This window comes from Chloroflexota bacterium (genome assembly GCA_035652535.1).
GTDB lineage: Bacteria > Chloroflexota > UBA6077 > UBA6077 > SHYK01 > DASRDP01.
In genome coordinates this window covers 1-9515 of sequence record DASRDP010000137.1, presented here as the reverse complement: position 1 = coordinate 9515, position 9515 = coordinate 1, and the positions used below count along the sequence as shown (strand labels likewise).

Below are 9515 nucleotides of genomic sequence, written 5' to 3'. Positions count from 1 at the left end.
GCGCAGCCCGCTGCGACGCCCACCGCGTCCGCCACTCCGGCCCCGTCGCCCACTCGTCCCATGACGCCGACGAGCACGGCTACCTCCACGCCAGCTCCGACGTCCACCGAGGAGCCATCGCCGACAGAAGAGCCTACGCCCACGCCCAGCAACACGCCGGAGCCAACGGCCACGCTCGCGCTCGTGACGCCGACACCCGCGCGAGCGACATCGCCGGGGCCCACGCGGCCGCTCGCACCCCAAATCCCCTCCTCGACGCCGACCGGGATCGTTCGTCCGACGTCTACCCCGACGCGCGAGCCACAAATCGTGCCCCCAGGGGTGCGCCCGCCCGGGCCTCCCGTCCGTAATCCTCGATTCGGCGGCCCGCCGCCGCGGATGAGGCTTCACGACCGTCTGGTTCGCGTCGAGGCGGACGCACCGACCGACGGGAGAGCCGCCCGGTGAACGCGATCGCGGGCTGGGCGCGTGCGCTTGGCGGGCGCTGGGAACGATGGAGACGCCGCAACGGCATCGCCGGGCCGCGAATTGCGCTACCCGGGATCCTTCATCAGGGCTGGGGCTGGTACGATAGCTTGAGCAGCGCGGCCGCGGCGGCCCTGCTGATCGCCACGATCCTCTTTCTCTTTGCGACGACGATGTACGTACTCGCCGCGACCACCATGGTGTCCAATCGCCCAGAGTCCACTCCGACACCGACCCCCACGTCTTCACCCACGACGACGGCGACCCCGCCGCCCACGGCAACGGTGCCGCCCACCGTCACGGTCCGGGAACCTACCGCCTCCCCGACGCCGCCTCTGCCGTCGGCTACGTTCACGGTGGTCATCATCGCGCCACCGCTGCGCCAGGCCCCGACCGCCACGCCAGTGCGGCTTCCACCCACCGCCACGGCCGTGCCCCTGCGTCTGCCGACGGCGACGGCGACCCCACGGCCACCGGCAACAGCAACGGAGCCTCCGCGACCGCAGGCAACGCCGACTCCCGTCATCGTCATTGAGTCGCCGACGGTCGAGCGGGTCACCCTCGTTCGCGCGACGCCGACGGCCCGTGCCCTGACACCCGCTGTGCTCAATCAACCGTCCGCGACGGTCGGCTCCTTGCGGCCTGGCGTCTCGGGGATCGATGCGCAAGCGCCTGCCTCGACGGTATCGCCCGCCGCTGCGCCGGTCGCCCCAATTCAGGAAAGGAGCGCGCCGTGAGCTGGCGCGGCCTTCTGGGCGGCCGCACCGGCGGGGCCGCCGTGAGCGGCTCTGGTATACTCGGCGGCAGATCCCCCTGAGACGTGCGGATGAGGGCGAAGGATTTTCTCTCGATCGACCAGCTCACGGCTGATGAGCTGGACGGACTCATAGCCCTCAGCCTCGATCTCAAGCGCCGCCCGTCAATCGGGAGCGAGCTTCTCCTCCACCGAACGGTGGCGCTCCTGTTCCAGAAGCCATCTCTTCGTACGAGGGTGTCCTTCGAGATCGCAGCGCTGGAGCTCGGCGGCCGATCTCTGTACCTTTCACCGGCGGAAGTTGGCCTTGGACAGCGGGAGGCGGTCGCAGACGTCGCGCGAGTTCTCAGCCGCTACGTTCATGCCCTCGTCGCTCGGACGTTTCTCCACGAGGACGTGGAACAGCTCGCGGCGGCCGCCAGCATCCCCGTCGTCAACGGACTCTCCGATCGCAGCCATCCCTGCCAGATCCTGGCGGATCTCGTCACGATGCACGAGCGCTTCGGGAGCCTCCGCGGGCTGAACGTCACCTTTGTCGGCGATGGGAACAACGTGGCCCGCTCCTTGATCGAGGCAGCGCCCCTGGCGGGGTTCCACTTTCGTTTTGCTGGCCCGTCCGGTTACGAGCCGGACGGAGCCGCCATTGCCGACGCGAAAGCGCGGGGTGGCGACGTCTCCGTCACACACGACCCGGTCGAAGCCGTTCGCGTGGCAGACGTGATTTATACCGACGCGTGGTTTAGCATGGGGGAGGAAGCGCAGCGCGAAGCGCGAGCCGCTGTCTTTCCACCGTTTCGCGTCAACGCCGAGCTGGTCAACGCGGCGCCGGATCATGCCGTCGTCATGCACTGTTTGCCTGCCCACCGCGGTGAAGAGATTACCGACGAAGTGATCGAAGGTCCGCACTCGATCGTCTTTGATCAAGCGGAGAACCGTTTGCACGCGCAAAAGGCGCTGCTCGTCCACTTGCTCGTCGGAGACCAGGCGCTTCGATGAGCGACGCCATCGAATTCATTCGATCGGTCGCGCTCGCGTTCGACTTCCGAGCGGCAATCGACATCGTCGTCGTCGCGGCTATCGTGTACTGGATCCTGACCCTTATTGAGGGCACGACCGCCGTCGCCATGCTCCGCGGGATCGCGCTCGTCTTCCTCGTCGGCACCGCCGTGAGCAACGTGTTCGGACTCACTGTCCTCGGCTGGATGCTCCGCAACGCGATCCCAGCCCTCCTGGTCGCGATTCCAATTCTCTTCCAGCCAGAGCTGCGCCGGGCGCTCGAGCAAATCGGGCGCGCCCGTGGCATCACGCGAACGACGGGGTTGACCGCTAACCAGCGAACCATTGACATCATCGCGGACGCCGCTGGGCGGCTCGCCGAGCGGCACTGGGGCGCCATCATGGTCATCGAGCGGCAGATTCCGCTGGGCGAGTACGCTGACAGCGGGATTCGCGTCGATGGAGCCCTTTCGGTTGAGTTTCTTCTGAGCATCTTCTATCCGCATTCCCCGCTCCACGATGGCGCAGTAATCATCCGCGGCGACCGCGTCCTGGCGGCCGGCTGCGTCCTGCCCCTCGCGGAGACGGTCGAGACCGGCCACCAGTTCGGGACTCGCCATCGAGCCGCAATTGGGATCACGACCAAAACCGATGCGCTGGGGGTCGTCGTCTCCGAGGAATCCGGTCAGATCTCCATCAGCAACAACGGGCGCATGGTGCGCAACCTTGACGACCAGAAGCTTCGGCGCATTCTCCCGATGCTCTACAAGTCCGGCGTCGGCGAGGCGATACCCCAGCTCCTTCGGATTCGCGTGCCATCCCGCGCGTCATGAACGCGATCTTTTCCCATATCGACTTCGGGCGGGGCCTCGTCGCGCTGGTCATCTCTGTCGCCCTTTTTGGCGTCGTCGAGCATGAGCAGAACCCCAACGAGACCCAGAGCTACGATCTGCGCGCCGAGCTGATGAATCTGCCGCCCGGCCTCGTCGTGCTCAACGACTCGGCCAGCAGGGCCGTCTCGGTCCGGATCAGCGCCCCCCGCGACGTCCAGGCGAATGTTCGCCCGAGCTCCCTGAGAGCCTATGTGGACCTTAGCAAGGCCACCCCCGGATCCGACCAATACCCGGTGATGGTCGAGACGCCAGACCCCAAGATGCACGTCGTCGACGTTTCGCCCCCGCGCCTCACTCTTCGGCTGGACGAAACCATCGACCGGCAGGTTCCCGTCAGACTCAACCGAATCGGCTCGGTGCCCTTTGGATACGAGGCCGGTGACGCGACGCTGGACCCCACCATCGCCACGGTGACTGGGCCATCTTCAACGGTCCGAACGGTCGACGCCGTGAGCATCGACTTTCGGCTCGATTCGGTCACTTCCAATGTGGATGGGCGGTATCCGGCCATACCGGTCGACTCGCAGGGGCAGCAGGTGACCAGCCAGGGCCCGTCGCTCCGAGTCAATCCCGCCACCATCCGCGTCCAGCTCCCCGTGACCCAGCAGGTCAGCTACAAAACGGTTGGAGTCGAGCCATCCATATCCGGCACCGTGCAATCCGGGTACGTCATCGAGGGGATCACGACCGAGCCGTCTGCCATCACCGTCGTCGGGCCTCCTCAGCCTCTCGCAGGCGTGAACTTCGTCGCGACGGAACAGATCGACGTGTCGGACGCCGCGGTCACGTTCGCGCGCCAGGTCTCCGTGGTCGTGCCGGAGAATGTGTCGGTCGTGCAAGACGGAAACGTGACGGTCACCGTGCGGATCGGACCAATCCCGGTCAGCCAATCCGTCTCCATCGTCCCGGCGGCGACCAACATCCGGAGTGGACTGCAAATTGCCAGCTCTATCCCCAGCGTGCAGGTTGTCCTTCAGGGCCCCGTGAGCGCGGTCCGGGGGCTTCAGCCCGGCGACTTGGGGGTGAGCCTCAATCTCTCGGGCCTCGGCCCTGGGACGCATCAGGTCGCCGTGGACGTTAGCCCACCACCTGGCCTCTCGGTCCAGTCGACGAATCCGTCGGTGCTGACGGTCACGCTCGCAAGCATCGTCGGCCCGACCGCGGAGGTGACTCCGACCACCGCCCCGACCGCGACGCCCCTCGAGCCCACGGAGGCCGTTCCATCAACGGCGACCGCTCCGGCGTCGAGCCCCTCCCCCGCGACAACCCGAACGCCGGCGCCTGCCCGGAATCCGTAACCAATGCGCCCCATCGTCGCCCTCGTCGGACGGCCGAACGTCGGAAAATCGACGCTCTTCAATCGGCTCGTCGGCAGCCAGCTTGCCGTCGTCCACGAGACACCGGGGACCACACGGGATCGCGTGTACGGGGAGGCCGAGTGGCGCGGCCGAACGTTTTCCGTGATCGATACGGGCGGACTTGGCCTCGACAGCCAAAGAGCCTTGGATCAGAGCGTCATCGAACAAGCTGAGGCGGCCATCGCCGAGGCCGACGTCGTCCTCTTTCTCGTCGACGCCCGAGCGGGCCCCGTCCCCGTCGACGCGGACATCGCGGACCGGCTTCGCCGCGCGACCAAACCCGTTCTCCTGGTCGTCAACAAGGCCGATAGCCCGTCTGATCGGCTCCGCGCGACCGATTTTTTCGAGCTTGGGCTGGGCGAACCATTGGTCGTCTCCGCCGTGCGAGGGATGGGGACCGGCGATCTTCTCGACCGGGTCGTGGACCTCCTCCCGCCCAGGCAGCCCGACGAACAGCCTGCTTCCGACGGTGAGCCCGTCGCGGTCGCGATCCTCGGTCGACCGAACGTCGGCAAGAGCTCGCTGCTGAACGCGGTCCTGGGCGAGGAGCGTGTCATCGTCGACGAGACACCGGGCACGACCCGCGACGCGGTCGATACCGCGATCCAGCACAACGACGTCCCGATGGTGCTGATCGACACTGCGGGAATCCGACGTCGCGGCCGGATCGAGCGCGGGATCGAGGCCTACAGCGTGATACGAGCGATGCGGGCAATCGATCGCGCCGAAGTTGCCATCCTGGTCATCGACGCCCAGGACGGCGTGACGGCCCAAGACGCCCACGTGGGGGGCGCGATCCATGACGCGGCCAAGGGGTGCGTCATCGCCGTCAACAAGTGGGACCTGGTGGAGCGAACCCCCGACGCCGGGGCCCGGTACCTCTCCCTGGTCCGGCGAGGCCTCGTGTTTCTCGATTACGCCCCGGTCGTGTTCATCTCCGCGAAGACAGGGCTCAACGTTTCGCGCCTGTTGGATCGCGTCGTCAAGATCTCGACCGAGCGGCGGAAACGGATCCCCACCGCGGAGGTGAACGAGTTCCTGAAGCAGATCGCGATGGCCCATCCGATGAGCGAGCGAGGAAGGACCGTCAAGATCCTGTACGCCACGCAGGCAGCGGCTAATCCCCCCACCTTTGTGCTCTTCGTGAACGACCCCGCCATCGTGCACTTCTCTCACAGACGGTACATCGAGAACCAGATCAGGCGTCGGTTCGGGTTCGAGGGAACGGGGATTCGCCTCGTGCTTCGGGGTCGGTCCGAGCGGGAGACATAGAACCGCCGGAGGCCGCCGTCGCTCACCCGCTGTCGAGTGGCGCGCGTCCGAGATACCACCGCCCGTTCAGTTCCACCAGCGGCACACGCGGGGCTGCCTGCCACTCGGGCCCGTCCACCGCGGGAATGATGTCGAGAAAGATCGTCACGTCGCTCGGACGGGCAGACGCTCCTCGGAGGCGATCCAGGACCGACGGAACGTGCACGGCGACGCCGACGACGCGGTATTCGTTGTCCGCTCCATTGACAACGAACGCGCGCTCGCGGGCGCGAATGTCCGGCGCCAGGCACTCGAGCGCGCCATCGATGTCCCCGCGCTGGAGTGCCGAGAAATACCGGCGAACGGTGGCCTCTGGACTTGTCGCGCGTGAAACCACATCGACGACCGCGCTTCCGACCAGAATCGCGATGCCCAGAGCGAGGAGCAGGAAGGAAACGCGGAGCCCGAGCCCGCGGAACCGCGACGATGGTGCGACTTGTGATGCCATCGGGCCGCGGAGCGCGAGAACCCGGGGGTGCGCTATGCCCGATTCGCGGAGGCCCCGGCCCGGGATGCGGCCTGACCTCGCATGCACTCGAAGAACTGCCCGATAATCATTTTTGCGACGCCGCCCAGCATGCGCTGCCCGACGTTCGCGATGAGGCCGCCGGCCGTCGCATCGCCCGACACGACCACGACCGTTTTCTCGCCGTTCTGCTCCAGGGTAAGCACGCCTTCCCCGCGGACGAAACCCGGGGTTCCCGATCCTTCCACGACCAGCTTCAATCGGTTCGGAGGATCCTGATCGGCGATTTTCGCCTTTCCGCTGTAGGTTCCTTTGATCCCCGCAACGCCCATCTCCAACGTGACCTCGTACTCGTCCGGGCCGATGGGATCGAATCGCTTGCACCCCGGCATGCAGCCCTTGAGCGCTTCCGGATCGACGAGGAGAGCGAAAACCAGCTCGCGGGGGAAATTGAAATCGTACCGACCTTCGATCTTCAACCACGTCCTCCCTAAACAGCCGCCCGAGAGTATACTGCGCACTCCCGAGGCTGCTCCCGTCGAGGCGTCCATCGACGTGGAAACGGGTCCGCGGCTGAAGCGTTGCCTACGGCCCACTCTCCGGCTGGCCATCGCCATCGTCAGGCCGAACGAGCGCGCCGTCGCTGGTCGATTCCGTCGCGTGGCTTCGGCCTGCCGCGGGCCACAATCGCTCGCGCACGCCTTCGAGTCCCCGGGCTACGTGCCGCAGCAGCTCGTCCCGCTCCTGGGCATGGAGGGCGCGCCAGTGCGCGCCCTTGCGCCCCATGCCTCGGAACTTCCGATAGCGCCGATCGACCAGTCGACGAGGCGGAACGCGCAGCAGCTCACTGAGCGCCGCGTGGATGTGGTTGCGGAGCTGTTGCGCCGCATAGCGCGGGTCGTTCTGCGCGCCTCCGACAGGCTCCGGCACGATGACGTCCACGACGCCGAGTCGCGTGCAATCGTATGCGGTGAGCTTGAGTGCCCGGGCGACTTCGTGGGCGTGAGCGGCAGACCGATAGAGGATGGCTGCCGCGCCCTCCGGAGCAATCACCGAGTAGATGGCGTTCTCCTGCATCAGGACTCTGTCGGCCACGCCGAGCGCGAGCGCGCCACCGCTCCCGCCTTCGCCGATGATGGTCGAAACGACCGGCACCGGTGCGATAGAAAGGTTCGCCAAGCACGTGGAGATCGCGGTGGCCAAGCCCCGCTCCTCGGAAGCGTAATCGAGCGCGGCGCCCGGCGTATCGATGAGGGTCACAATGGGTAATCCGAGCGTCGCGGCCATCCGCATCAGGCGGGCGGCCTTTCGGTACCCTTCGGGATGCATCTGCCCAGCGTGGCGTCGCTGGCGGTCCTCTTCGCCTCGACCCCGCTCCTGCGCCAGGATGACGCAGGCAATGCCGCCGATCTCGCCGAGTCCTCCGATGAGGGCCGGATCATCCCCGTACACGCGGTCGCCGTGCAGCTCGATGAAGCCGGGGGAAAGCAGGGTCAGATAGTCGGCGGCCGACGGCCGGTCCGGCCTCCGAGCCAGCTCCACCTCCTCCCATGCCGACTCCGGAGGGCTAGCCTCCGGTCGATACAGGTCTTTGCGAGCGGCTGTCCTTGCGCGACGCGACGAGCCAAACAGATCGAGCAGCGTGGCGAGCGTGCCGCGGAGCTGGCTGCGATCGACAATGCGATCGACCATGCCGTGCTCCAGAAGGAACTGCGCCGTGTGCGTCCCCTCAGGCGGTGGCTCCCCTGTGGTTTCGGCGATGACGCGCGGGCCAGCGAACCCGATGAGCGCGCCCGGCTCGGCGAGAATGACGTCCCCCTGGCTTCCGTACGACGCATACACACCGCCCGTCGTGGGATCGGTCAGCACGCAGACCATAGGAACACCAGCGCGATGGAGACGCATGGCGCTCGCGGCGGTCGTCGCCATCTGGACAAGGCTGAGCATGCCCTCCTGCATGCGGGCACCGCCGCTTGAGCAGACCGCGATGAACGGGAGATGCCGCCGCTGGGCCAGCTCCATGGCAAGGGCGACCTTCTCCCCCACCACGGAGCCCATCGTGCCGCCCAGAAACGCGAAGTCCGACACCGCCAGAACCGCCCCATGACCCGCGATGCGGCCCACACCGGTGACCACCGCTTCGGTCAGTCCGGTTCGCTCTCGAGCCTGGGCGAGCCGCTCGGTGTAGGGCTGACGGTCGGAGAAATGGAGGGGGTCGAGCGATACCAGCTCAGCGCTCGTCTCCACGAACGACCCATCGTCGACGAGCTGATCGATCCGATCGCGCGCCGATAGGGAGAAATGGTGCCTGCACCGCTCGCAAACCCGGTATGCGCGATAGGTGTCCGTGCCATGGACCGACGCGCCACAGCTCGGACAACATATCGCTCCGACCTCGTCGCTCGCGCGATGCGGGTCCTCGGGAATCACGTTGGGGTCCGGCCGCGACGTTGGCATACCAATTGATTACCATTTTCGCGTCGACGCTGCAGGTTTTGTTGCGGTTCTCTCGCGTACCTCACGTGAGCTGTCGAACGGTCCCGAACCCCTCGAACCGCTGGCGCGGTCGAAATACGGCTGGCTACTGCAGCCAGCCCGCGCAAGACGCGATCGAGCGACTGCAGCTCACGATCGATGAAGCAGAGCGCACAGAGCTGATTCGCGACCTGGTGCGCATCGAGATGATGATGCCGCTCTACTGGGACCTCGATCCCATTCTTGCCGTCTCTGACGTCACGGGCCCGCCCGAACCCACCGCGCCGACGCGGATCCACACGTGGAACGTGGCCGAATGGGACCGGACCCGCCCGTCCTAGCCGGCCGCCACCTCGTCGGCGTAGCCCCGATCGGCAAGCTCGTCGCGGGCAATTCGAAGGATCCACACGTGAAACGACCAATCCTGCCAGCGGTAGCGATCGATGCGCTCCCACGCGCGATCGAAGATCCGCGCGGTGATCTGGTCGGCAACGTAGGGAACGCTGACTTTCGAGAGGACAAAGTAGTGGATGGTTCGCTCATAGGCCTTGTGAAGCTGAGAGAAAGCCCAGCGGTCTCGCTGTGCCACGCGGCGCTCGAGCTCTTCAAACTCAGCCAGGTCCATTACCCAACATGATCCCGCATCGACCGGCTTGTTTCAACGCTCTGGCGCTGCCTCCAATATGCGCCTCGACTCCGTGGCTCTCGGGCGGACGGGGCGGACTAGGACGAGAGCGACGAAACACAGCGCCGCCGATAGCCCATTGAGCCAGATGCCGAGATCGTAGCTGCCGGTC

11 protein-coding genes are annotated in these 9515 nt (G+C 66.6%); 6 read left to right on the top strand and 5 right to left on the bottom strand.

Translation table 11 applies throughout. From position 1 onward, the window contains the following. Positions 1-224 (bottom strand): hypothetical protein (locus VFC51_17190; protein HZT08762.1); only part of this gene is annotated, 224 nt, incomplete at its 3' end. Positions 225-443: 219 nt separating this feature from the next. Between VFC51_17190 and VFC51_17185 the strand changes: the two genes are divergently transcribed. The 5 genes from VFC51_17185 (at position 444) to der (ending at position 5738) form a co-directional block, all read left to right on the top strand. After that, positions 444-1202: a hypothetical protein gene (locus tag VFC51_17185; protein ID HZT08761.1), complete on the top strand. Its 759-nt coding sequence runs from the start codon at positions 444-446 to the stop codon at positions 1200-1202. 89 nt (positions 1203-1291) lie between these two features. Continuing rightward, complete coding sequence (gene argF / locus VFC51_17180; GenBank protein HZT08760.1) at positions 1292-2215, top strand: ornithine carbamoyltransferase; 924 nt, start codon at positions 1292-1294, stop codon at positions 2213-2215. Continuing rightward, positions 2212-3048: a diadenylate cyclase CdaA gene (gene cdaA, locus VFC51_17175; protein ID HZT08759.1), complete on the top strand. Its 837-nt coding sequence runs from the start codon at positions 2212-2214 to the stop codon at positions 3046-3048. The genes argF and cdaA overlap by 4 nt, the downstream gene beginning before the upstream one ends. Beyond that, entirely contained in the window at positions 3045-4406 is a 1362-nt protein-coding gene (locus VFC51_17170) for a CdaR family protein (GenBank protein ID HZT08758.1), read from the top strand. Before cdaA ends, VFC51_17170 begins: the two co-directional genes overlap by 4 nt. A 3-nt stretch (positions 4407-4409) precedes the next feature. Beyond that, the gene (gene der / locus VFC51_17165) at positions 4410-5738 is read left to right on the top strand and encodes a ribosome biogenesis GTPase Der (protein HZT08757.1); all 1329 of its coding nucleotides are present in this window, start codon (positions 4410-4412) and stop codon (positions 5736-5738) included. A gap of 22 nt (positions 5739-5760) precedes the next feature. On the opposite strand, the gene VFC51_17160 is transcribed toward der, so the two are convergent. The 3 genes from VFC51_17160 to VFC51_17150 all read right to left on the bottom strand — a co-directional run bounded on the left by VFC51_17160 (position 5761) and on the right by VFC51_17150 (position 8700). Further along, positions 5761-6225 carry a hypothetical protein gene (locus VFC51_17160; protein HZT08756.1) on the bottom strand — a complete coding sequence of 155 codons (465 nt, stop codon included), beginning with the start codon at positions 6223-6225 and terminating at the stop codon, positions 5761-5763. A gap of 32 nt (positions 6226-6257) precedes the next feature. Beyond that, positions 6258-6722, bottom strand: coding sequence for a carbon monoxide dehydrogenase subunit G (locus VFC51_17155; GenBank protein HZT08755.1), 465 nt, complete (start codon positions 6720-6722; stop codon positions 6258-6260). A 106-nt stretch (positions 6723-6828) separates the two neighbouring features. Further along, on the bottom strand, positions 6829-8700 hold the full coding sequence (locus tag VFC51_17150; GenBank protein HZT08754.1) for an acetyl-CoA carboxylase carboxyltransferase subunit alpha/beta: 1872 nt from the start codon (positions 8698-8700) through the stop codon (positions 6829-6831). A 65-nt stretch (positions 8701-8765) separates the two neighbouring features. Here VFC51_17150 and VFC51_17145 point away from each other — a divergent pair, with 65 nt between their 5' ends. Continuing rightward, positions 8766-9059 (top strand): hypothetical protein, encoded by a 294-nt coding sequence (locus VFC51_17145; GenBank protein ID HZT08753.1) that lies wholly within the window; start codon positions 8766-8768, stop codon positions 9057-9059. On the opposite strand, the gene VFC51_17140 is transcribed toward VFC51_17145, so the two are convergent. Beyond that, positions 9056-9343, bottom strand: a complete 288-nt coding sequence (locus tag VFC51_17140; protein ID HZT08752.1) for a hypothetical protein — start codon at positions 9341-9343, stop codon at positions 9056-9058. The two genes, VFC51_17145 and VFC51_17140, sit on opposite strands and share 4 nt — an antisense overlap. Positions 9344-9515 lie beyond the last annotated feature (172 nt).